Source organism: Nitrosomonas sp. (assembly GCA_031316255.1).
In the GTDB taxonomy this organism is placed as follows: Bacteria; Pseudomonadota; Gammaproteobacteria; order Burkholderiales; family Nitrosomonadaceae; genus Nitrosomonas.
The window spans coordinates 2,710,831-2,736,272 of sequence record JALDQW010000001.1 but is presented as its reverse complement, the minus strand read 5'-3'; the positions used below and the strand labels follow the sequence as shown (position 1 = coordinate 2,736,272).

Genomic DNA, 25,442 nt, shown 5'->3' with positions numbered 1-25,442 from the left:
CTTGATTAAAAAATTAATAAAAAAGAATTTCTATTTCACTCAACTGATTGCTTTGCAAAGCTACTGGGGTATTTTCAAAATTCTCAACTCTTCTCTGAAGGCAGCCTGGATACGAGACGCAAGGAAACAGTCAGCCCTTCAAGTTGATAATGCGGCCGAAGGTAAAACTTGGACGTATAGTAACCAGGATTACCCTCAACATCTTCAACAACGACTTGTGCAGCAGCCAGCGGTTTTCTGGCCTTATCAATCTCACTGGCGGATGCCGGATTGGCTTCGACGTAATTATTTATCCATTTGTTGAGCCATTTTTCCATGTCGTTGCGTTCCTTGAACGAGCCGATCTTATCCCGAACAATACATTTCAGGTAATGCGCAAATCTGCATACTGCAAACAGATAAGGCAGTCTTGCCGATAAATTTGCATTGGCCGTTGCATCCGGATCATCGTATTCGAAAGGTTTTTGCAATGACTGTGCGCCGATAAACGCGGCAAAATCAGAATTCTTCTTATGCAGCAATGGCATGAAACCATTTTTTGCCAGTTCAGCTTCACGGCGGTCGCTAATGGCTATCTCTGTCGGACATTTCATATCTACCCCGCCATCATCGGTCGGGAAAGTATGCGTAGGCAGGTTTTCAACCGCCCCACCTGATTCCACTCCACGTATTCTGGAACACCAACCATAAAGCTTAAACGCGCGATTGATATTGACGCCCATTGCATACGCCGAGTTGCTCCAGGTATACCGGCTGTGATCAGCATTCGCCACGTCTTCTTCAAAATCAAATTCTTCTACCGGTGCTGTTTTTGCACCATAAGGCAACCGCGACAAAAAACGCGGCAACGTCAAACCGATGTAGCGCGAATCCTCGGATTCTCTTAAAGAACGCCATGAAGCGTAGTCAGGTGTTTGAAAAATTTTGGTTAAATCACGTGGATCGGCTAATTCCTGCCAGGAATCCATGTTCATTAATTGCGGAGAAGCTGCGGCAATAAACGGCACATGTGCTGCGGCGGAAATTTTGGAAATTTCCTGCAGAAATTCAACATCAGGCGGGGCGTTATCAAAATCATAATCACCGATTAAACACCCAAATGGCTCGCCGCCAAACTGACCATACTCATGCTCATAAACTTTCTTGAAAAGCGGACTTTGATCCCAGGCTGTTCCCTTAAACTTTTTAAGAACCTTATGCACTTCCTTCTTGGTGACATTAAATACCTTGATTTTCAGCATCTCATCGGTTTCAGTGTTGTTGACCAGATAATGCATGCCGCGCCAGCTTCCTTCCAGTTTTTGAAAGTCTTGATGGTGCATAATCAGATTAATCTGATCGCTGAGCCGTTTATCAATCAAAGCGATAATCGATTGTATTTTTTTTATGGCATCAATCTCAGTATCAGAGATGAGATTGGCCTGCGCAAGCGCTTGTGCGGCCAGTGTTCTGACTGCGTTTTCAACCGCCTGTTGAGCCCTGTCTGATTTGGGTTTGAATTCTTTTTTTAATAATGCTTCAAAGGTATCTGTAGTTTCTGTTTGCGCTTCAGCACTGGCAACTGCTGCTTGTTCTTCTGTCTCGGCCATGATTTACTCTCCTGATACGGGTTAACTGCTGGATTCATCACCAGATGTTTCGGGTGTTTCGCTTGAAGGTTTTGGCGCTTCAACCAATGACTTAAGCAATTCCTCATTATTCAAAAGGTCGCCAACCCATTTCTCTGCGCCGCTTTTACCATCCATATAGGTAATCAAATTTGACAGTTCTTTTCTGGTTTGTAATAACTCTCTCACACCATCCACTTTTGCGGCGACTTTGGCAGGAGAAAAATCATCCATATCCTCAAAGGTAATATCAATGCTGATATTTCCGCCCTCATCATTTAAAATATTTGGCACTGAAAAGGCAACCCGCGGTTTCATAGCCTTAAGGCGATCATTAAAATTATCCACATCGATCTCAAGAAAGTCCCGGTCATTGACATCCGGCAGTTCCTCTACAGGCTTTCCCGTTAAATCGGCCATAACGCCCATCACAAATGGCAGCTGTATTTTCTTTTCGGCTCCATACAGTTCTACATCATATTCAATCTGTACGCGCGGTGCGCGGTTACGTGCGATAAATTTCTGACTGCTTTCCGCCATTTTTACCTCCCTTGCTGAAATTGTTTTAATTTACACCGCTAAATTGCAAAAATCATGAAAATAACGCCTGATCTGCCAAAACAACACTATGTATTATTTTCGATATTTTTGATTTCCAGCGATGTGATTTTTAGCACAAACTGATGTGCAATTTTCACTTTATTTTTTGGCTTTTGAATCCAAAATTCTTTTGAAAATTTTCAAATCCTCGGGCGGAAGCATTTCCATGATTTCGACAAAATTTTTAGTCATCAGTGTTTGTGCAAACCGTATAATCAACGCCGCAGGATTGGTTGGTTCTGTTCGTTCAATGTATCTGCAGACCTTTTCAAGCACCCGAACAATATCTTCTCTGTTGCGAATTTCACTAACCTCAGCATTATTGCTTTTAGAAGAAGACAGGGTTGCAGTGTTGTCAGTATTCGTTGAAACCGCAATTTCCTCGTCACCATTTGATGTTGATACTGTGCATAATCGCTGAATATTGATCAAGACAGCTTCCAAATGATCAAAACCGGGCAGCAAGCTAATATCATCAAGCTTTTGGCTGAGTGTTTTCTTCAAATCCTTTAATAAGGTCAATGTATCAATTATTTGTTTATGCAACTCTTGAATGACCGGCGCATTATCGGGATCATGGAAGATCCCTTCCACCTGTGTCTTGGTATATTCAGGCTGATCCTTCAAAACATTGACCTTTCCTTCTACTACAAGAATATCTCTTATTGTTAATTGTATGTTTTTAAAGGCAAGTCTGACGCAATGCAGATCACGCACAAATATCTCATAACTTCCAATTTGAGATAGAATATTAAGACGTTGCGCTGGATCATTCTTATCTTCCGGATCGAGGCACGGATGAACGCAATCCCAATATTGCGTCAGGTAGTTTTGGATTACAGTCAAACCTGTCAATAGACCACCTATACCATCACAATGTGTACTGGCACGAGCAAACCAGATAGCCACATTCAAATCTTTTGTGCGTAACAATAAAACTTCAGCACGTGATTTAATTTCATTCCATTTGGGTTCTTTGGCGGCGATACCGCCAATATATCGCTCCGGCTCTCCCTGGATATCATTTTCTAGAGATAAGAACTCTGGATCAACCTCAAGACTAGAACCGCAAGGTTGATCATCCGATATCGGTTTTAGCAATTCATCTAAATTCATTCTAAATCTTAAATTTATAACCGGACATGTGGGGTTAGTTAAAACGACTGCTTTTATATTGAGAGTGTGCCCCTGACAGCAAAAATATTTTGCAACAAAAATATAGATACGCTAAATTCAACATAATGTCTACATTTTTTTATTTTAGATTATTAATGTCTGTAGAGTATTTAATTGCATTTTGTTGTATTTTAAATACGGTAAATTTTGACGTGCAGTGGGAAATCTCACAGCGTTTGTCAACTACTTGGTTTATCCTTGCACAGCAGTACTCGATTAGTGATAACTGAAGGAAACTAAACAATCCAATGAAACCGCTCGTTTTGCCTATCTGTACACTATTGCTTTTTTTATTTCTGCTTTCTCTTACAGGCTGTTCAAGCACCCCCAAACCGCCTATTGCCCAAATTTCATTAAATGTGCAAGATGACGTAAATTCTATTCTTACCGATACCAGTATTCCCGAAGCAAGGCCAGTCGTAGTCCGGTTATATGAACTCACTTCGCTGGCTGCTTTTAATTCAACCGATTTTTTATCGATTTTTAACGATTACCAATCAGCGCTGGGCAATGAGCTTCTCTTTAGCGAAGAGCTCAGGCTAATACCGGGAATGCGCCAGAAATTCAACAGACCACTTAATCTGGACACCCGGTATGTCGGTGTCGTTGCCGCCTTTAGAGATCTGGAAAATGCGCAATGGAAAGCATTTACTGCTGTTCCTGTGAATGAAAAAGAGCCGGAAATTTATATATTTTTAAAAGATAATCAAATTTTGATTGGTGCGAAAGAACCGTGCGGTTTCTTTTGCAGTATGTGGACACCAAAGCCTGAGCCTGGAACACTTTACGAAGTCATTGAATAAATCATCAGGTATTCCGCGCTAAATATGGATTCTTAGGGAGAATTGGCATGACCTGGCACAATAAAGTTGTATGGTCTGAAGGAATGTTTCTACAACCTCAGCATTTTCAACAACAAGACCGCTATTTTGAAAAGCTTCTGGAAAACAGAATCAGACCATTAACCGGATATTTCTGGGGCTTTAGTCACATCGAATTGAGTTCAGCCGCTTTGTCTGAGGGTAAAATTCAGTTGAATTCAGCAAGCGGAATTTTTCCAGACGGAACGCCTTTCGACTTTCCACAGCAAGATGTCTCCCCTTTAGCACTGGAAATAAATCCCGAAGACCGGGAAGAAGTCATTGTTTTGGCGCTTCCCATTCAAAGGAACGGATCAAAGGAATATGATACTAATATTCAGAAGAATGAAAGTCTTGCGCGCTATACTATTGAAGAAGCCGACATTAGGGATTCAACAATACAATCTAACCAGAATGCAACAGTGCAAATAGGGCAACTGCAATTAAAACTGATGCGCAAAAGCAATTTGACCGATGCCTATACAACTTTGGGCATAGCACATGTCACCGAACGGCGGGCAGATAATCAGTTAGTACTGAAAAAAGAATATATTCCGCCTATTTTGCGGGTTAGCGCCAGTCTCATTCTGTCAGAATATCTTAAGGATCTTAATGGGTTACTCCATCAGCGCGGCGATGCGTTAACTGATCATATCAGTACCCCCGGGCGGGGTGGTGTTGCAGAAATTGCCGATTTTCTCTTTTTGCAAACCATTAATCGGTATGAACCCTTGTTCAAACATTATGCCGAGCATAATTTATTACATCCTGAACGTTTCTACAGCACCTGTTTGAATCTTGCAGGTGATCTTGCTGCCTTTAGCAAAAAAAACCGGCGCCCCGCAATGTTCGAAACCTATCAACATGACGCGCTTTATACATGTTTTAAACAGCTCATGGACGATCTGTCCGATTCCTTGAATATGGTGATTGAAAAGAATGCAGTTTCCATTCCATTAGAGGAACGTCAATATGGTATACGGGTTGCTGATATTAAAGATAAAAGTTTACTTGAATCGGCCAGCTTTGTTCTTGCGGTACACGCTCAACTGCCGACTAAAACTATGCAACTGCATTTTCCAGATCAAACAACCATCGGTACAGGGGAAAATATTAGTGAACTGGTCAATTATGCTTTGCCAGGCATTCCGCTCAACGCATTAAGCGTCAAACCACGGCAGCTCCCCACATATACCGATTTTATTTACTACGAGCTGGACAAGGCCAATGATATCTGGAAACAGCTGGAACGAACAGGCAGATTGGCAATTCGCGTTGCTGGCGACTTCCCTGGCCTTGAATTGGAACTCTGGGCAATCAAGAATTAGAAATGTTTAGAGATTAAAATAAATTTTTCCTTGTTTAAATTGAACTGTCAGTTATGAGTCAAGACGATCCATTCTCACTGTCGAATTCGGATAGAACCATTACGATACCCACGCCGGGCGGAAGGATTCCATTTCCGGAAAACAATCATAATGACCAATTCGAATTCCAGAATCTCGAGTCCCTCGCAGAATCTGATTTATCGCTCAGTGGTTTGAATCCACTTATTACGGCCGCAAATCCCTTATTTAATTTGATACCGCAACTGCGCACGTCACAACAAGTAGCCAATCTTGCTGAACTACAGGATTTTCTGGCAAGACAAATTCAATCCTTTGAAAGTCGAGCCAGAACAGCTGGTATTTCGCATGAAAAACTCATCCCGGCCCGTTATGCTTTATGTACATTTCTTGACGAAACGATTGCCTCAACCCCGTGGGGAAGCGGTGAATGGGGGAAATACAGCCTGCTCGTTATATTTCAAAAAGAAGTTTTCGGTGGAGAAAAATTTTTTCAACTCATTTCCAAGCTCGCCGAAAACCCAGCGAAAAACATTGAACTTCTTGAGTTCTTATACATATGCCTGACTTTAGGTTTTGAAGGACGGTATCGCATCATGGAAAGAGGCCGTGAGCAACTTGAACAACTTAAAGAAAGGCTGGTGCAGATAATTCGAAAAGAGCGTAACGACTATGAAAAGGATTTGTCGCCACATTGGCGGGTCGGTTCACATAAGCGGCAAAAAATATTCAGAATAATTCCGCTATGGGTGTATTTCGCATTTTGCAGCACAACACTGCTGTTTATTTACCTGGGTTTTAATTATTCGCTGAATAGTATTTCCGATCCTGTTTTTAATCGCATACAGTCGATCCAGGTAAAAATGACTATCCCAGAAACTGCTGTCATACCCGTCGCGACTTCACAACCGCATCTGAGGGAATTGCTGGTTAATGATATTTCTTCGAACCTATTAACTGTACATGAAAAAAATGGCCGCAATATCATTACGTTGACAGGCGATAATGTCTTCAAGTCGGGTAGCTCTACGGTTTCCGAAAATTACATACCTGTTCTTTCACGTGTAGCCTCTGCACTAAACAGCTTACCCGGAAATATTCGCATTACAGGACATACCGACAATCGCCCTATACGAACCATGCGCTTTCCATCAAACTGGCATCTGTCACAAGAGCGCGCAAATTCTGTTATGTCCCTGCTGATTAATTTAGGGATAGACAATACTCGGCTGACCGCAGAAGGCAAAGCTGACGCCTATAAGGTAGCATCCAACGACACCGCCGAAGGACGCAGCCGCAACCGTCGAGTCGAAATTGAATTGTATTAACTTGCAGCACACTTAATAATTATCCCAGAAACACAATTATGAAATTAGTCAAATGAAAAAAATTCTTAGCATTGTGTTTAATCGTTGGACCCTGGCTATTCTTGGCCTGATCGCTGTCAGCCTTCTTATCTGGTTCATTGGTCCGCTATTTGCTGTGGCCGATTATCACCCACTAGAATCCGAAGACATTCGTTTTTTGTTAATCGGGCTCATACTATTGCTTTATATTGTCAAGCACTTATGGACCTTCATTAAAGCAAAAAACTTAAATAAAAAACTGATGGACGGTCTTTTGCATCAGTCAACGCCTCAACCACAGGAAAATGAAGCTGGAGCAGAAGAAGTTGCTGTATTGCACAAGCGTTTTGAAGAAGCTGTCAATATTTTAAAAAAAACAAACACGCTAGGAAAAAAAGAAAAATCCGGTGTTTTCTCACTGCTGTCACGACAATATCTTTACGAGCTCCCGTGGTATATTTTCATCGGACCGCCCGGATCAGGAAAAACCACAGCGCTGATTAATTCCGGCCTTCAGTTTCCATTGGCTGAACATTTTGGCAAAGATAAAATTGGTGGAATCGGTGGCACACGTAATTGTGATTGGTGGTTTACTAATGAAGCAGTCTTAATCGACACCGCAGGACGTTATACAACCCATGAAAGCGATCAAGCCGTTGACAGCACAGCCTGGACAGGCTTTTTAGGCTTACTTAAGAAATATCGTCCCAACCGTCCGATCAATGGTGTCATTGTTACCATCAGTATTTTGGATTTATTACAGCAGAATGCACATCAGCGCGAAAAGCAAGCCAATGAAGTCCGCAAACGCATTCAAGAGCTCTATACTGAACTGAATATACAATTCCCTATTTATATTCTAGTAACCAAAACAGATTTGCTTGCCGGTTTTATGGAATTTTTCGGGAAACTTGGCAAAGAAGAGCGCGCACAAGTATGGGGAACTTCGTTCAAACTGACTGAAGATGAAAACCACCACCCACTCTCCAACTATGCAGCTGAATTTACCGCCCTTGAAAAAAGACTTAACGACAGACTGATCTTTGTCTTGCAGGAAGAAAGAGATATTCAGAAACGCGCTCTATTGTATCTGTTCCCACAACAGTTCAGCAATCTTAAGAACACACTGGAAGAATATCTGAATCAGATTTTTTCCCCATCACGCTATGAACAACAACCACTGTTGCGCGGCATTTACTTTACAAGTGGAACGCAAACTGGCAATCCGATTGACCGGATAATGGGCAATCTTGCACAGGCGCTCAATCTTGGTAATAAATTAATTTCACCGCTGCGGCCCAGCGGGAAAAGCTTTTTTCTTACCCGCTTGCTCAAAGAAGTCATTTTCACCGAATCGGAGCTTGCCGGTACGAATCAACGCTGGGAACGTAAACAATCTTCTCTTCAATGGGTTATTTTTACTGCCGGAATTTTACTGACTCTCGGCGTAAGTGCCGCCTGGATGCTTAGCTATGTAAACAACAAAGCCTATATCGCGGAAGTGGATGACAAAATCAACATCGTCTCATCCGAAGTCGAAAACTTACCACAAATGCAGAATATCAACATCGTCAATTTGTTGCCTACATTGCGGTCGGTTCAGGAACTCACACAGGTTTCAAGCAACTATGATGGCTCGACACCAATTGATATGCGTTTTGGCCTCTATCAAGGGGAGAAGCTTTCTTCCGCCTCAAATAATGCCTATCATCGACTGTTGCAAAATACATTTTTACTGCAACTGATTCTACGCCTCGAATATCTGCTGAACTATACAAACCGGAATAACCCCGAGCTTTTATATGAAGCGCTTAAAGCCTATATCATGTTGCACAATGTCGAGCACTTCAATGCAAACGCATTAAAAGCATTTATTATTACGGATTGGAGCACAAATTTCCCGCATGAACTGACTAAAGAACAACATTATTTGCTTACACTTCATCTGGACAATTTGTTCAGCAGAGGTGCGCCAACACCCCCCATAAACATAAATGAACAACTTGTCGAAACTGTACGCAACATTCTGAATCAAACGCCGCTAGCGCTACGTGTCTATAACCGATTAAAGTGGCAAAATATTGGCGCTGACCTTCCGGAATTCACCATTCTGAAAGCAGCTGGTCAACATGCAACATGGGTCTTTACCCGCAGCAGTGGCAAACCACTGAATCAAGGTATTCCGGGCCTGTATACCTTTGATGGCTATTACAACACTTTCTCAAAGGCTTCTGAACAAGTCGTCAAGCAATTAGAAGATGAAGCAAAATGGGTATTACAATCCAAAACACAAAAAGAAAGTAAATTGTCTTTTGATTTTTTTGACGATCAATTACTGGATGAGGTTAAACGCTTATACCTTCACGATTATGTTCGTACATGGGAAGCATTTATTGATGACATCAGGCTTAAACAATCCGGTTCATTTCAAGAAAGTATAGAAATTGCACGATTACTCTCAGCTGATGACTCGCCCTTGGTTTTACTGCTCAAGTCGATTGTTAAAGAAGTCACGCTCATTAGAAATGACGAGGCTGAAACGAATCCTATTGGGAAAATGACTGGTAGCGCAGTTAAACTATTTTCAAAGACAGCCAAACAGGCTAAAAAACAGTTACAACAAATCTCGGGAAATGAAAAACCGCTATCACGTGCAATGGCATCACAAATTGAAAACATTGTAGATGACCGGTTTAAAGAACTAAGAGACATCGTTTACTCACCCAATCCTGGACAACCGGCGAAGATAGACGCTATGTCGCCCCAGATTGATAAGCTCCATCAATTTCTAATACGAACTGATACCGCTTTAAAAGGCGGCATCACACTCCCGTCACGTGAAGTTATCGACGAAATAAAAATCGAAGCCAGCAAATCACCCGAACCGATACGCTCCATGTTGACAACACTGTCAACAGACGGCATCAGTCAGGCCTTGGGAGACCAACGTAGCAAACTGAATCAGATGCTTTTTTCTGATGTGACCGATTTTTGCCGTATGGCTATCCAGAATCGCTATCCGTTTAGAAAGGATAGTGGTGATGATGTTACACCCGATGATTTTTCAAGAATTTTTGCATCCGGTGGATTGATCGACAGTTTCTTTCAAAATCATCTCTCGCAATATGTTGATACTACAAGGCAAACGTGGCGTTTTCGTAATGTTGGTGATGCCAGCATGGGTACGGCTCCTAGAGATCTGCAGCAGTTTCAACGCGCGAAGATCGTTCGTGACGTATTCTTTCAAAGGGGAGGAAATAAACCCAGTATGGAATTAACCTTCAAGCCTATTGACATGGATGCGTCCATCACGCAATTTATCCTCGATATTGATGGGCAACTGGTTCGATACAGTCACGGACCTCAGATACCGGTTACCGTTCAATGGCCTGGAACCCGGGGAAGCTCGCAAGTTAGGTTGCAAATATCACTCGCTGATTCTGGGTCCAGTCTGACAGGACAAGTTTTTGAAGGTTTCTGGGCGCTATTCAGAATGTTTGACAAAGTACAGATTGTTCGATCAAATCAGCCGGACAAATTCATCGTTAATTTTAATATTGAAAACCGAAAAATTCAATTTGAGGTCAGCGCAAACAGTGTATTGAATCCTTTCCGTTTGCAGGAACTCGAGCAGTTTAACTGTCCTGCAAAACTGTAATGGATAGCGCACTCATTCCTGGTTGGTATGGAAAAATGCCAGCAAGGGGCGACTTTTCCTCTCGACGTTTGTCTATAGAATTTATTCAGTTCTGGGATACCTGGCTGCAGATATCCATCAGCGCCAGCCACACTCAGTTAGGCAGGAGCTGGCTAAGTCTATATTTGAATTGTCCAATCTGGCGATTTATCCTGATGCCAGAAATATATAATCAGAATATATGGACAGGTATTTTAATGCCCAGCGTCGATAAAGTTGGCAGGTACTTTCCATTGACTATTACAGTACAATTGGAAGCATCGCCCGGGGTTCTAACAACCATCCTCAACGCGCAAACCTGGTTCACAGAGATTGAACAATTGGCATTAGAATCCCTGAATGCCAGTTTTTCACCGGAAGATCTCGACCAGGGGCTTAAAGAAAAACCGTTTCCGGCGCACAAAATCGGCTCTTCAAATCCTGCTATTCAAGAATTCATACACTGGTGGAATTCGGATACCAATATTACAAGAAATGGTGAGCAAGACGAAAAAAGAAAGCCATTTGGCATCGAAGATATGCCTTTATTCTTTTCATCTCTAATGGATTATGAATTTACACAATCAGAAAGCCATAAAACACTATGGTGGAATGTAGTATTAAATACAAACATTGTGCAATTAGAATGTTTCAACGATCTTCCAGATACCGAACAGTTTATTACTTTGTTAAAAGGTAACGACAGCCTATCAACAGGCTCTGGAACAATGGACTGATCTTTTACGATGATCTTCAATAGCAAAATTATTATTGAGCTGTCTTCCTGGGTCACGCAGCCGAACAGTTCCATGCTATTCAGGTTTATCGCAGCCACCCGGCTGAACTTGTCTTTTTCTAGTGTAAAAAATCAAACTGATAATGGGAAATCCGGGTTAATTAACGCCCAGCATTCATGAACAGCTGCCGACGAGTTTGAAAATACATGCTTCAAAATGTTGAAACTGCACGACTGACACCAAACCAGGCAAAACAAACGGGCTCCATCCCGTTAAAAGGAATGAGAACCCGCCGGTTTAAATCCCATTGCCGGAAAAAACGAATTTCCGGCAGGTAGCACCGCAATTATTTCCAGCCGTCAACACGCAGAATTGTGCCGTGACCAGTTACATTATGCTGCACGCTGAAATAATAGCTTTTGCCCGAAGCATCAAAAAGTCCGCCCGTTGACTCAGCATTCAGGTCGTTCAGATTGATAACGCGGATACAGCCATCGGTCAGTGTGTCGACATCATCGCCATCTTCCAGGCAAAGCCAGACACTGTTGTTGAATGGGTAGCCTTCATCGCTCATGCCAACCGCATCGCGATCGGTTTGCAATACCCAGTTACCTCTACCTGGCTGGTAAGCAATGTTATCGACCATACCCATATCCTTGTTGCCAATAATGAAGTATTGAACTTCAGGAACAGCCAGATTGAATGTTGCTTCTTCAAGCGTGCCATCGGTGATGCAGATGGTCTCACCCCAGTTGCGGTTGTTTTCTTCGTTGCCGGTATTGTTGGCGCAAAAACGAACCAATCCAGCAGCCTTTGCTTTCTCATCCGCGCTGGCATCTTCCGGACGATAATAACCGGTCAAATTGAGACTGGCAGCAGCGGCACGCAGATCGGCATCATAGGAATTATCAACTGCTATCCATGTTCCACGTCCGGTGTTGCTGCCTTGACCGTAATCGGTACCGCCGCTGCGATTTCCGAGGCGAAGACCGTATACACTACCATGTGTCAGCGGCGACTGGTCCAGACTGGTTATCGGCGCACCACCATTCCAGGGTACATCGGGAATGAATTTGAAATAGGCGCCGCCTGCGGTGCCTTTGGATGGACGATTTTCATCACCGTAATACATGACGCCGTTGGGGTAGATCACGACGCCTTCAAATGACAGATGACCGACAGCTGGCCGTTCCGTAACGTTACCTGCATCGGCGCCACTGAATGTGCCGCTGGAGCGATCATACAGAACGCCAGTCGTTTGCAGCGGATTGATCATTTCCAATATTGTGCCGCTGTTACCCGCTTCTTCACCGAATACAATTGTGCCCCAGGCTGTAGTATGTATCGGATCGCAGGATTGCGTTCCTGTCAGAATGGTTTCAACACTGCCGTCCGACAAACTGACACGTTGAACCCCTGGTTGAGCCTGACCCTGTTCGTTACAAACGATCAGGTGTGTTGGATTATCCTGCGGGTATAGTGCCATCATGTCGATATTTGCACCCAGATCGGCGTTAGAAGCCACTACGCGCGCGCGCAATCCTTTAGCCAGCGTAATCATGGAAACTGGATTAGCTTCGGCGGTATCGATTGAAACGCTTTCGTTCGACTCCGAGTCCAGTGGTTTTTTGATACCAAAAAACTGCATGGAACGTTGATTGAGCATTTGATCGCGTAGTTGGCCGAAATCTTGTTTACTGTTAAATTTATGGTCGTCGTGATGATCGTCGTCAGCTAAGACTGATGCGGAAACTGTTACCATCAACGCCGATAAGCCCAATATTGAATATAAAGCTGTTTTTTTCATTATCGTGTAATCTCCAAGAAATAAATTATGCTTTTAGTCGCTTAGGTTATTTAACCTGCGCGATGATTATTCTAGGAAGACAACATGACAACCGTATGACTGTTTAGAACCTGCTCAAGGTCAAAATAGAATTGGCAAGAATAAATGGCGTTTTCATAATTTCATTGTATTTTCAAACCACTAAGAGCGTCCAACAAGCGTTCCAGACCAAAATCACAAATAAAAAATTGTTATATAAAATAGAAATTACTGCTAAATTTTACAGTCGTAGCCCATAGTTTACTAATTGCGAAGTCATCATCTGTTCGGTTTCTTTCACGTATTTGGACTTAAAAAAGTCAAGCCGATCGCGCACTGCGCGATAAATCGTCTTGATGAACGGTAACTGGTATAGTGGCTGACAACGGGTGTGGGCTGGTTCATTTACCGGCATCGCCATCCGTTTAACTTTTGGGATATAAATGTAATATTAACAGTAAGTTATCATGGATTTGTGGTATAATGGCAGCCATGAATCACTGGCGCAGCCGCTTTGGCAAGAAGAATAAATCACTGTCTGCGGTGCAGCTCAGTTTATTTGAAAAATCGGTGTTGGTTGATATCGTAGCCGTCGATACCGAAATCGAACAGATTAAACCGGCTGTAAAAACAGCACCTGCAAAGCCGCTGCCGCATCATCTGCCACGCATAGAACATCGTCATGAACCGGAATTCTGTCAATGCGGACCGTGCGGCACACACTGGTTAAAATCGGTGAGGACGTCGCCGTAGAACCGGCGTCACCGGTCGTCACTGACGGCGGCATGACTGCGCATTGTCGTCTTTGATTATCAAACCAGCCGCAGCGGCCGGCGTGTGCAAGATTTTTTGCGCACACAATAAAATTTCTAACACATTTTGTATTTTTAAGCGTTATTCATTGGCATTTCTTGAATAAAGACGTTTCGAAAGCTAAAATCGTGTAGACACTCTCGGAGTGGATGATCGTTAGAAATTGCTTTACAACGAACGGCATTGCCGGTCAGGGCATAGTCTTTGATGAATTATTAGCTGTCTTAAAAATCAGAATAATTATTTTAATTCGTTTTTGATCCTAAAACTAAGCTTACTTTTATATGACTGCGAATCATTCAAATGAAGACGGCGAAACGGTGCTTCAGCAAGACAAGACTCAGTTCGCAGAACCATTATCCGAGCTATCGCGTATTGATACACACGAAAAGAATGCGCTTCCTATCGGCACCACACTGGAAGATTATGAAATTATAGATATTGTTGGATGGGGTGGATTCGGAATAGTCTATCTTGCCGATGATAATCTGGGCAGAAAAGTAGCCATAAAAGAGTATATGCCCACCTCGCTGGCCAGGCGAATCGACACCTCCACTGTCAACGTTATATCCAAAAAATATGAAGATACTTTCCTTGCCGGATTACGTAGTTTTGTCAATGAAGCACGCCTGCTGGCGCAATTTGATCATCCATCCCTCATTAAAGTCTTTCGTTTCTGGGAAGCCAATGGCACAGCTTATATGGTTATGCCGTTTTATCAGGGAAAAACGCTTAAGGAAACATTGCATAATATGCAAGAACCTCCTGAAGAAGCATGGTTAAAATTTTTGCTTGAACACCTTCTGGATGCAATCGATGTGCTCCACAAAGCACACTGCTTTCATCGCGACATTTCACCCGACAATGTTCTAATTTTACCCAATAGAAAACCAGTATTACTTGACTTTGGCGCCGCGCGGCATGTTATCAACGACATGACGCATTCGTTAACCGTTATTCTTAAGCCCGGCTTTGCGCCTATCGAACAATATGGGGAAATTGCAACCTTGAAACAGGGCGCATGGACAGATATCTATGCATTGGCGGCAGTCATATACTTGGCCATATCAGGCAAAACACCTGTTCCCTCGGTAAGCCGCGTTGTTTCAGATACACTCGTGCCGCTTGGAGAACTGGGCAAGGAAAAGTACAGCAAACAATTCCTCGAAGCCATTGATAAAGGACTGGCCATACGTCCGGAAGACAGGCCGCAAGACATTGCTGAGTTTCGTAAACTTCTGGGCATCAGTCAAACACCTGCCACACAGTATCAGCCGGCAGAATTGCCCCCTCCCCTAACACAACGAAAAAAATTCAGAAAAATCGCTTTGGTCTCGGGGATAATGTGTTTATTAGTGGCCAGTGTGGTTTTATACAACAGCATGACCGTAGAAAACAAGCAACCCGATAGTGCGCCCGAACACATATCCGAAAAACCCTCTGGCGCTGATACCACTCTGGTTGACAGGAAATTTACTCCACTCATTGCACTGAATGAAATTTTCGAAAAAAGAGACATTCGTCACGCCGTCTCTGTTTTAGTCAACAAGACAAAACTACGCATTGGACAGGATTCTCTAAACATCCAGATTAATTCAACTAAAAGCGGTTATGTTTATCTGCTCATGGCGGGTTCCAATCAAGATGACTTGTGGTTACTCTTTCCCAACAAAATCGACTCAATGAACAGAATAGAAGCCGGCATTTCCCTGACTATTCCGCGGCCTGATTTATGGGCATTGCCTGCGTCCGGCCCTCCCGGAATTAATCACTTTGTTATTATCGTTTCCACAAACCAGCGGGATTTCAGTGCTGCAGGACTAACGCACATAGGCTCATACGCCAAGTTTCCGTATCAGGAAGCACAGCATCTGTATTCAAACCATGACGGTTATCTACCGTTATTTGCCGGCAAAGAAGTTTGCCAGGAGACGGTTAAAGATGCTTGCTCGGGATCTTTTGGCGCAGCTTTCTTTTCTATAGAAGAAATTGATTAGGTTTTTGCAGTCTTCATTCTACTGTTCTAACAATTGTTACCCTTCTGTTTTCAGGTGCTATTGTGTTCTCACGATTAATCATTTCACTAAACCCTTTACCTACCGCCACCAGCCTGCCTCGATCTACATTATGGTTCAAAACCAGATAATTGATTACAGCTTCGGCACGTGCCAGCGACAAATCCCGATTTAAAACAAAACCGCCTCTAGGGTCCGTATGGCCCTCAATTTCAAATTTTAAATCAGTTACCTTATCCATTTTCATGAAGCGCCCCACTTCATCCAGGTCTCGAAGCGCCTTGGCTGTCAGAGTAGCCGAGTTTGTTTCAAACAAGATCATGAAAGAATATTTAAGCGGCTTTTCAACAAGCACCTCTGTCGGGATAAAGTTTCTTGTTTTTCCCATTTTATCGGGCGCCAGATTCTTGAACAAATCACTTGCAGTTACTGATTCATGCACACCCACCATGGATTCAGCCATTACCGAGAAATTCATCATACACAACAAGACAGTTACAAATATTCCCTTTTTCATCGTTTCACCCCCTAATCATAAAACTATTAAGTCATGTACCGTGTTGAATCTTCCGTCCCCATACACCTTACAACAACTGCCGAGTAATTATCCTGTCCCGCTTTGCCACGCCTCAAAACTTCAGCTTCCAGCATGTTTAACCAGGCATTTGCGGAATTGGATTTTTGCAACAACCTTTCCATTTCTTTTTCTTCCACATATTCCCAAAGTCCGTCCGAGCACAGCAAAAATACATCACCCTCCCGGATTGAAAACAGTTCCGGAATTAATTCAAATTTAAAATGATCGGTATCACCCATTGCAGCAAACAACTGATTCCGCCCTGGGGAAGATCGAATCATCTCCGGCCTCAGATAACCGGCTTCCACCATCAATTGCGACACGCTATGGTCTTTCGTCTGCATAACAATGCGGCCATTCCGAAAACAATAAAGCCGTGAATCACCAATGTTTCCCCAACAAGCCTTTTTTCCCTTTCTATCCAGCGTCAAAATGACAGCGGTTGTGCGCATTGACTTTAACTTTTGGGCCTTTCTCTGTTCACTCAATACCGCATCATTGCCCGCGTGCATGAGTGATTTGATGCCCTTAATGTTGCATTGCGGAGATTTTTTGAACGCATCCAGCACATGCTCAACCGAAAGCCTCGACGCAGTTGCGCCACCTTCATGCCCGCCAAGTCCATCGGACAAAATACAGCAACTTATATCAGCTACGGTGCAATAACCACATGCATCTTCGTTTGTTTTTCTCCCGCCGGTTTTTGACAAAGTCACAATGTCAAGCTGCATGCCATTCTCGAAGCGTAATCAGAATCCAATCAATTTTATTAGTAAACAATTCCAATCGTCCCGGGTGTTACTTTGATAAAGTCATGTTTCGATAACGGGCGGGATACCATGCCTGAATTATCAATACTGTTATTTTTTATCCTCGAATTTCGCAACTTGTTGCTCATAAGCATTAAGAAATTCTTTGCCAAATAAATTGTGAAAATCCTCTTCGGCTTCTCTAGATATCTCTTCGTATTGTTCTGTATAGGTATCCCAAAATTTGGCCTTGCGGTTGCCCGGAATAAACTTGTCCATCAATGTCACTTTCGTGAATCGCTTTTCCAATCTGGACGGTTTGAATTTTTCCAGCAAGCCCGCCAGTGCAGCACGCATACCCGCCATAAAACCAAATTGATGCGAACGCAGGTCTTCATACGCATCCCTGATAGCTTGTTCGGGCGCCATAAACCCCCTGCTTTGCTGTGCCAACAAATGCATTAACGCTGTTTCCACATCCGGAGAAAATTTAAGCGGATTATTCTCTTTCGGCGCTATCAATGTCATATTCGCTCGCATTTCCTGCTTGGTCATTGAACGCGCCAGCAACAAATCAATAGTGCCCTGTGTTGACATACGCAGTATCGATCCAATCTGATACATAAACTCAGGCGTCAATTCACTTTGAAGATTCCTGCCCTGCATTCCTGCTCCCGCCAGAAAAGCATCCAATAACGATGAATCTCCGGGCGAAAATTGCTGCCCCGACGAAACAGATACCGGTTGCGGCACTTTTTTGACTTTATTTTCAAACTGCCGCCTAGGCGGGTCAAAAGAACCATGCAATTCCTGAACGTCATCACGCTGCACGTGAAACTCAGGCTGCTCGTTCTTTCTAGCTGCACCTTCAAGCACCAGAAGCGGATCGATATTGCTCATATCCGGTTGTTGTCTGGACAAATCATCCAAAGATGTTTTGGTTTTAATATAGTCGTCTATTCCTTGTTCACTACGCTGTGATGCTTTATTACTGAGCAAATTACCAGAAACCCCATCTGAAAGCGGCATATCGGCAAATGGATCATAACTATCGGGTATCAGTCCGTGCACCCCTTCTTGCGATTTGTTTTTATCAAACGGGTCGGCAAAAGGATCTGCCGAATCCATGCTGTTTCCTTTCAAATCAGATTCCCGTGATTTTTCTATGGAATGTTGCTCCCTTTGAAAAGCTGCTTCAGCTGACTCAGCAAAGAGATCCATACCAAGGTTTTGGTTATCGGAACGATTCAAAAGCGATTCAACCGATTGTTCATCAGCCAGCACCTGCATGACATAACCACCGATGCGAATCTCATCGCCCGATTTTATCGCTTCACTTTGCTCCTTCTCCAGCGGTTGCCCATTCAGAAAAACCGGTGACGCACTGCCATGGTTGCAGATATGATAGTGCCCGTGACGATAATCAATACTCGCATGCAGTCTGGAAATATGTTTCTCAGGATCAGGTAGAACCAGGGTACTGTTTTCCGCACGGCCGATGGTTCCGCCGAGTTCATCGAACGTTGCACTTATTGTTTTTGACAATAACGCATTCGAGTTAATTACTTTAATATTTATCACTGCTGGTTTTACCTCTTATGAACCGGATCAATTCTCGACTGTATTAACATTAGAGGGTTATCACAAAACAGTTGTAATTCAAAATCAACAATACTCATTGAACACCCATCAGCTTTCTGAATTCAAACAGATAATCCCCTCCGGCTTCATGCCCTGCTGAAACAGCCGCACCATACTGTGGTGTTTGAGGAAAACTATTGCTCACCTCTGTCTGCACTTGTTCAAAAATATTTGTGCCAATTTTCCAGGTATCGATATTTCGTAATGCCTGCATCAAGAACCATGCAAAAATTGAATGTCCGTTTCTTCCTTCATCCGCTACCGGCTCATCTCCTCCAGAAGACATTACCACCACTGTCCGCTTGGCCAGGATGTCAGCCGGATCGACATCAATATCTGTCAATTTAAGCTTCTGTTCCTTGGTAAAAGCACCAGAGTAACAGCTATCGGAGATCATGACCATTTGTTTCGAACTGATCCCCGCCAGCATTTCCGAAATACTGGAATTGGATATCCAGCTTGCCGGATCAGAAGCTAACGCATCCGAGGGAATCCAGTAGCCATTCCCTGTTTTCTTGTCAAGATAACCGTGACCGGCATAGTAAATGACCACACTATCTTCTTCTTCCATTTTCGTGGAGAGCTGATTTAACGTTCTAACAATTTCCGCTTTCGTTGCATTTTTAACGATGTGGATCTCATACCCCAATTGTTCCGCAAATAATTGCCCTAATACTTCTGCATCTGCAATCGAATTATCGAGGGGCGGAATAGTTTTATCATCGTATTGATTAACGCCAAACAGTACGATTAATTTTTTCTCAATCGCAGGAAGCATTGAAATGACCGGATTTTGCTTATTGCTTTGCTGCAAAATCTCAGTTATTTTTTCCTGCTCTTTCAGTTCTTTGCGTTGACTATCAGATATCCTGCATAATCCCAAATCCGCCTGCTCTATACTTTCACACGGCGGAACATCAGCCAGACTGGGATCCAGTTCAAGCTTATAAATTGAATCGGCAAATAATTTCTCCTTAAAATCTCTTCTATAATCAATCAGTAATTGCATATCTGTACGATTTAGATGCGCAAGATTTATCCGGCCAAAATTTGACGTTGTTGAAGGCGCCAGTGATGAAGCAACATCAAGCGTACCCCCTTTTTCCAAATTCAGCATGGCAACTTTTGTCTCCATTGCCGCTGCTGCAGCCACATTCACCGCCTGTATGGCGGTGCTTGATGTTGGCTGCACGATCTGGGGATTCGTTGGATCGAAATTTTGCAGTTTAAGTGCCGTATTGTTCAATGAATCCTGGATAAACTGATAATTTCTGGCGGACAATCCCCCGCCGAGAATAGGATATTGCCCCTCAGGTGAGGTACTATCCGCTGTTGTTTCCCAAATTAATGTTCCTGTGGTGGCATTGGCAAAATCTTCTCTACCGACAAAACCAGTGACGTTACCCGTGAAATCAGTCAAAGCCCCTCCAACTATTCTGGTAGCTGGATTAGCATGATAGATTAAAGTCGCTGGCGTGATACGGCCTGTAGTATTGATGCTATTCGGAGCATTCAGCGTATAGTTAGTGCTATCCTCTCCATTTAACAAAAAATTTGTCACTGTTACTGTTTTATTTTCACCTGTATCCTGAGTATCAAAGGTTGCCGTGTTAGTGAGTGAAACATCATCGCCAAAAATCAGGTTATTGAGTTTTCCAATAACACTTGCAATGACATTGCCGTTATATGTTTTGCTGTCTGTACTTAAATCTCCTACTGTTACTGACCGTGGTGTGATATCAGCCGAAGCAGTCACGTTGTCTATGTTATCCAGCGTATAATTTCCACTGTCCTGCCCGGCGAGTGAACCAGCGGTGAGCATGACCGGTTTATCGGTGCCGACGTTTTTATCATTAAAGGCGCCTTCTCCAGAAAGCGATACCGCATCACCCTCGATGACGCCGGATAAAGTCCCGTCCAAGATGGTAGCCGTCAATTCACCATCATAAATCTTGTCTTCAGCACTAAAACTTTCAACCTCAAGCGCTTTTGGTGTAATACTGGCAGAAGAAGCTGTGACTACTTCACCTTCAACCGTGTAATTGGAACTATCCGCCCCCGTCAGCAAAACATCCGCAACGATTACCGATTTATTGTCCCCGGCGTTTTTGGTTTCAAACGCTACCGCTCCTTCCGAAAAGGAAACATCATCTCCTTCAACCACTCCGCCTAAAATACTCTGTGAATTTGCCAACTGCGCATCTGTCGTGCCATCGTACACCTTATCCTGCACAGCGATATTTTCCACAGTCAGGCTTTTGGGGGTAATATCTGCCGTTACCGCAACTGCACCACCCGAATTCAAACTGTAATTAGTTCTATCAATCCCTTCCAAAGCAAGGCCAGAGACTATTACTGTTTTATTGATACCGACATTTTTATTGTCAAAAACAGCCTGAGAACTGGATACAGAAACCGAATCCCCGGGAACGACACCAATCAGCGAACCTCCCGAAGCTTTCGCAACTGTGGTTCCATCATAGACTTTATCTTCCGCACTGATTGACCCAACTGAAATGGGTTTTGGGGTGATATCCGCAAGCGCTGTCACATTGTCAACGCTCTCCTGACTCAAACTATAGTTCCCGCTATCAGCGCCACTCAGAGAACCGTTTGCAAGGTTCACTGTTTTATCTACACCGACATTTTTAGTATCGAAAACACCTTCTCCTGCAAGTGAAACGATATCGCCTTCAATGACACCGGACAAAACACCGTCCGCTATCGTTGCGCCTACGGCGCCATCATAAACCTTGTCATTGGCAACAAAACTGACTGCATCCACTGTCTCTGGGTTGACTGTCAATTCACCTACACTGCCCGTATTGTCAACAAATTGATAACCCAGATCACTTGCCAAGCCACTTACATAACGCAAATCATGCGTACCCGCAGTAACATGTCCAGAAGATGAAAAAGGACCACTCGCATTCAACGATATACCATCGGGATCTTGCTGAACGGCACCAAAGTTATCAGCGGAATCACCGTCAATATATCCCGATATCAAATTTGCCATTTGCTGAGCGGTCAAAATTGAACCGGAAAAATCTTCACCGTAGGTTATTGCGGTTGCTGGCGCACTGACTTGTAAAGCAGGCGCAATACTATAGAAGAACCAGTTACCCGATTCATCAACATAGTTTGGAATGCTGCCCGGAATATAAACCTGATTGTAATGCTTGTTGTAACCTGCAAAACCTTCGGTGCTCGTAGTCGGATCTGCTGCATAAATCAGCCAGCGACCACCATCGGTTGAGATAGCTGCATCGCCATTGTTATTGATGAAATTACCATTAACTGCAGCCAGTTCTGCCTTACCTGCACCTACATCAAGATTAACAGTATCAGCAATAGTCAGCGTTGGCGTACCTGGATCCACCTCCTGGGTTGCTCCTGGATCACCGGCTACAGCAATCAGATCACCGTTATCGGTACTGATATCCGCATTGAATGCAATATTACGTCCTGCCTGTAAAGTCAAATCTCCACCATCACAAAATTCAACATTACAAGAAGCAATAACATCTGACTCAACAGTTATATCGTTATTCGCCTGCAAAGTAACATTGCTGCCAAAATTCAGTTGCGATTGCAAGGTAGCCGGTGTAATGTAACTGGTATTTGAAGAATCGGATTCAAATCCAGCATTTTCAATTGATATACCACCAAACGGCTGCACAGCATCCAGACCGGTGAACAAATATGCTGCGCCCTGATTCGTGCCAGTTGTATCATCTTGATAAGCACCGACCGCAAAACGATCCCCATCAATCGCGACAGAACCGCCAAAGAAATCACCGGATACAGGTTGATCCTCGGAATCGAATGGCGGTATTTTCCTGGTCAAAACAAGCCCGGAACTAAAGTCACCCGCAGCGCCGGTAAAAAGATATACCTTTCCGCGATTAGTACCTTCTGTATCATCACCGGGTGCACCGACCAGCAGATGATTATTCTGCAACGCGACTGAAAAGCCGAATCCATCACCGCTGGACAAATCTGATAAGTCCAGTGCCATGCTGTTATTAGCAACAGAAAGCGTTTGTTTCAGTTCAAGCCCGGAAAGACTCCCATTTGGTGAATATACCGAATCCACACCTGTAAAGAGATAGACTTTCCCTTCATGCTTACGATTCAGTTCATTATCAGGAATTCCACCCGGTGCACCTACAACAAGCCGATCTCCATCCAATGCAATGGAGCGTCCAAATAATTCTCCTTCGCTTAAGCCATCTATTTTTATTCCTTCTGTTGTTATAGTGTTAATGTCGAGTTTTGTAAGTGGTGTTATCTCTGAAGAATTTATGCCACTAAAAAAATAAACAGCGCCAAAATCTCTATTTATATTATTATTTTCACCATCACCAATAACAACTCCATCATCTCGATCTGCACCGACGACAAGGCGATCACCATTCAATGCAACAGAAAAACCAAAGAAGTCTTGACGATCAAGTGCTTCGAATCCATTTTGCACCAAATCCTGGGAATCAAGCAGAGTACGGTAAGTCAATCCTGAAAAATCATTACCAACGCCGCTAAAGAGATAAACATTACCCTTTCCATCGGATACTCTTGGCGCACCAACGGCCAGATGATCGCCATTTAATGCCAATGCAGTTCCGAATTCATAGCCTCCTCCCAAAGCCGGTGAACCAATATCCAGAGGGATCATGCCGACACCAATACCAGTAATTCCATCCAGTTTACTTGCCAAGGTTAGACTTGAGAAATCAGTACCAGCGCCTGTAAAAAGATAAACTGCACCTGCATTAGTATTGCCCGTATCGTCTCCTACTGCACCAACAGCCAATCTATCGCCGTCAAGCGCAACACTGAATCCAAATTGATCCTCATCATTTAACGCCGGTTGCCCGTTAACGCTCCCACCGACAACCTTTTTTGCCAGCGTCAAACTATCCGGTGGATTATCTGTAATAATCAGATTCTTGGGATCAAACAGCACTTCTCCACCTTTCCCGACAACTATCTCTCCTGTCTGGCGGATTTCACCTTCTGAAGATAATTCAACGCGGCCACCATTCAAAGCCTGCAAAGAACCATAATGCTCGCTATTTTGCGACGACCATACGGCTATTTCTCCGCCATTATCATTGCCGTTCGCCTTGACTTCACTGCCGACACCGACAATCACTTCCCGAGCATGCGGCAAGTCGCCGCTTCCCTGCCACCCACCACCTAAATGAACTGTCCCACCTTGAACACCACCGGATGCATTTACATCGGCGTTAAGCAAAACAACCGAGTCCCCGGTCACTTCGATTTTGCCGCCTTGCTGATCTCCGGTTGCTTCCAGTGTTGAAGAAAAAGCCACTGAATTTTTTCCTGCTATGCGTATCGATCCACCCTGCTCACCATCAGCGTGCAACGCACCACCGGCCATACCTTCTAGTTTTCCGGTTGTTATCTGAATATTACCACCCGCACCGTGCTTTTCCGACACATCAACCTGACCATTCAGGTAGGTTGAATTTTCCGCTTGCATCACAACCTCACCGCCAGGTGCTGAAATAAGTCCCTGCTGCACTATCGCGTCAGCCGTAAGCGCTATTTCATGGCCACTGATGTCACCATGGTTATAGACTGTATCGCTCTCGATCAAAACTTCACCATGTTTGGCTTGCGTTGTGCTATTTTCCGCAAGCGTCACGGTTTCGCTGGCTTTTAAAACAATCTGGCCGGACCCGTTTGTTCCAATGCTATTCGCCCGTACGAACCCCTCCTGATTTACGATGCTGCCATGCAAATCGATATTACCGTTTGATGCGACCAATGCCCCCAGGTTGACTGTTTCATTCTCTGGTGCTCTAACGCGAACAACCACATGCGGCGCACCTGAATCTACAAATTCAACACTCTCACCGGCGGCAAGAACAACCTGACCGCCTGACGCCTGAACCAGATTTTCATTGGTTACGCTATCGCCCATTAACCAGACACGGCCGCCGAATGTCGTACGAATTTCACCTTGATTTCTCACTTCACCAAAATGATTGACAGCATTGAAATGATTGCGACTGGCAAGAAAGTCGATATTGGAAATATCCAACGTAGAAGCCACCAGACTAGCAGCATCGATTCTCGAATCCGGACCGAATAACACGCCATAGGGATTAATCAGCCAGACACCCCCATTGCTACCCAGATGCCCGAAAATTTCCGATGGATCACCACCAGTTACGCGATTGAGCACCTGACTGTTCACGTCCTGCTGATTAAAATAGATGCTGTCGCTAGGCCCGACAGAAAAACTCTGCCAGTTCAGAATCGTATTAGGACTATTGGTTACCGTCATATGATGACCGGCTGTATCTATTGTCGCAGCACCATGGACAACCGTTGGATCAACCGGCAGTTGTGCCTGTATCTGAACAGGAACTGCAAATACAAATAAAATTGATAATCGTGATAACAAGAGTCTAGGCGTCATGATGGTTACTTCCTTTATCG

The 25,442-nt window shown here is 43.8% G+C and carries 15 protein-coding genes; 7 read left to right on the top strand and 8 right to left on the bottom strand.

The annotated features are described in order from the left end of the window. Window positions 1-83 precede the first annotated feature (83 nt). The 3 genes from tssC to tssA all read right to left on the bottom strand — a co-directional run bounded on the left by tssC (window position 84) and on the right by tssA (window position 3,323). Window positions 84-1,589 (bottom strand): type VI secretion system contractile sheath large subunit, encoded by a 1,506-nt coding sequence (tssC, locus tag MRK00_12215; protein ID MDR4518134.1) that lies wholly within the window; start codon window positions 1,587-1,589, stop codon window positions 84-86. Between the two features lie 21 nt (window positions 1,590-1,610). After that, window positions 1,611-2,147: a type VI secretion system contractile sheath small subunit gene (tssB, locus tag MRK00_12210; GenBank protein MDR4518133.1), complete on the bottom strand. Its 537-nt coding sequence runs from the start codon at window positions 2,145-2,147 to the stop codon at window positions 1,611-1,613. Window positions 2,148-2,306: 159 nt separating this feature from the next. Beyond that, window positions 2,307-3,323 carry a type VI secretion system protein TssA gene (gene tssA / locus MRK00_12205; GenBank protein MDR4518132.1) on the bottom strand — a complete coding sequence of 339 codons (1,017 nt, stop codon included), beginning with the start codon at window positions 3,321-3,323 and terminating at the stop codon, window positions 2,307-2,309. Between the two features lie 308 nt (window positions 3,324-3,631). On the opposite strand from tssA, the gene tssJ reads away from it, so the two are divergent. Genes tssJ through tagF form a run of 5 tightly spaced genes read left to right on the top strand, consistent with a single transcriptional unit; the run spans window position 3,632 to window position 11,348 of the window. After that, complete coding sequence (gene tssJ, locus MRK00_12200; GenBank protein ID MDR4518131.1) at window positions 3,632-4,186, top strand: type VI secretion system lipoprotein TssJ; 555 nt, start codon at window positions 3,632-3,634, stop codon at window positions 4,184-4,186. Between the two features lie 47 nt (window positions 4,187-4,233). Further along, the gene (tssK, locus tag MRK00_12195; protein ID MDR4518130.1) at window positions 4,234-5,571 is read left to right on the top strand and encodes a type VI secretion system baseplate subunit TssK; all 1,338 of its coding nucleotides are present in this window, start codon (window positions 4,234-4,236) and stop codon (window positions 5,569-5,571) included. Between the two features lie 53 nt (window positions 5,572-5,624). Continuing rightward, window positions 5,625-6,917 (top strand): type IVB secretion system protein IcmH/DotU, encoded by a 1,293-nt coding sequence (gene icmH / locus MRK00_12190; protein MDR4518129.1) that lies wholly within the window; start codon window positions 5,625-5,627, stop codon window positions 6,915-6,917. A 52-nt stretch (window positions 6,918-6,969) separates the two neighbouring features. After that, window positions 6,970-10,593, top strand: a complete 3,624-nt coding sequence (tssM, locus tag MRK00_12185) for a type VI secretion system membrane subunit TssM (GenBank protein MDR4518128.1) — start codon at window positions 6,970-6,972, stop codon at window positions 10,591-10,593. After that, window positions 10,593-11,348, top strand: a complete 756-nt coding sequence (tagF, locus tag MRK00_12180) for a type VI secretion system-associated protein TagF (protein MDR4518127.1) — start codon at window positions 10,593-10,595, stop codon at window positions 11,346-11,348. Before tssM ends, tagF begins: the two co-directional genes overlap by 1 nt. A gap of 346 nt (window positions 11,349-11,694) precedes the next feature. Here the strand turns inward: tagF and MRK00_12175 are convergent, their stop codons facing one another. Beyond that, window positions 11,695-13,155: a PhoX family protein gene (locus MRK00_12175; GenBank protein ID MDR4518126.1), complete on the bottom strand. Its 1,461-nt coding sequence runs from the start codon at window positions 13,153-13,155 to the stop codon at window positions 11,695-11,697. 501 nt (window positions 13,156-13,656) lie between these two features. Between MRK00_12175 and MRK00_12170 the strand changes: the two genes are divergently transcribed. After that, window positions 13,657-13,926 (top strand): hypothetical protein, encoded by a 270-nt coding sequence (locus MRK00_12170; GenBank protein MDR4518125.1) that lies wholly within the window; start codon window positions 13,657-13,659, stop codon window positions 13,924-13,926. A 344-nt stretch (window positions 13,927-14,270) separates the two neighbouring features. Next, the gene (locus tag MRK00_12165; protein MDR4518124.1) at window positions 14,271-15,983 is read left to right on the top strand and encodes a serine/threonine-protein kinase; all 1,713 of its coding nucleotides are present in this window, start codon (window positions 14,271-14,273) and stop codon (window positions 15,981-15,983) included. A gap of 13 nt (window positions 15,984-15,996) precedes the next feature. On the opposite strand, the gene MRK00_12160 is transcribed toward MRK00_12165, so the two are convergent. The 4 genes from MRK00_12160 to MRK00_12145 all read right to left on the bottom strand — a co-directional run bounded on the left by MRK00_12160 (window position 15,997) and on the right by MRK00_12145 (window position 25,422). Beyond that, entirely contained in the window at window positions 15,997-16,518 is a 522-nt protein-coding gene (locus tag MRK00_12160) for an OmpA family protein (protein ID MDR4518123.1), read from the bottom strand. A gap of 26 nt (window positions 16,519-16,544) precedes the next feature. After that, window positions 16,545-17,309 (bottom strand): protein phosphatase 2C domain-containing protein, encoded by a 765-nt coding sequence (locus tag MRK00_12155; protein ID MDR4518122.1) that lies wholly within the window; start codon window positions 17,307-17,309, stop codon window positions 16,545-16,547. Window positions 17,310-17,438: 129 nt separating this feature from the next. Then, complete coding sequence (gene tagH / locus MRK00_12150) at window positions 17,439-18,908, bottom strand: type VI secretion system-associated FHA domain protein TagH (GenBank protein MDR4518121.1); 1,470 nt, start codon at window positions 18,906-18,908, stop codon at window positions 17,439-17,441. A gap of 94 nt (window positions 18,909-19,002) precedes the next feature. Beyond that, entirely contained in the window at window positions 19,003-25,422 is a 6,420-nt protein-coding gene (locus MRK00_12145; GenBank protein MDR4518120.1) for a YDG domain-containing protein, read from the bottom strand. Window positions 25,423-25,442 lie beyond the last annotated feature (20 nt).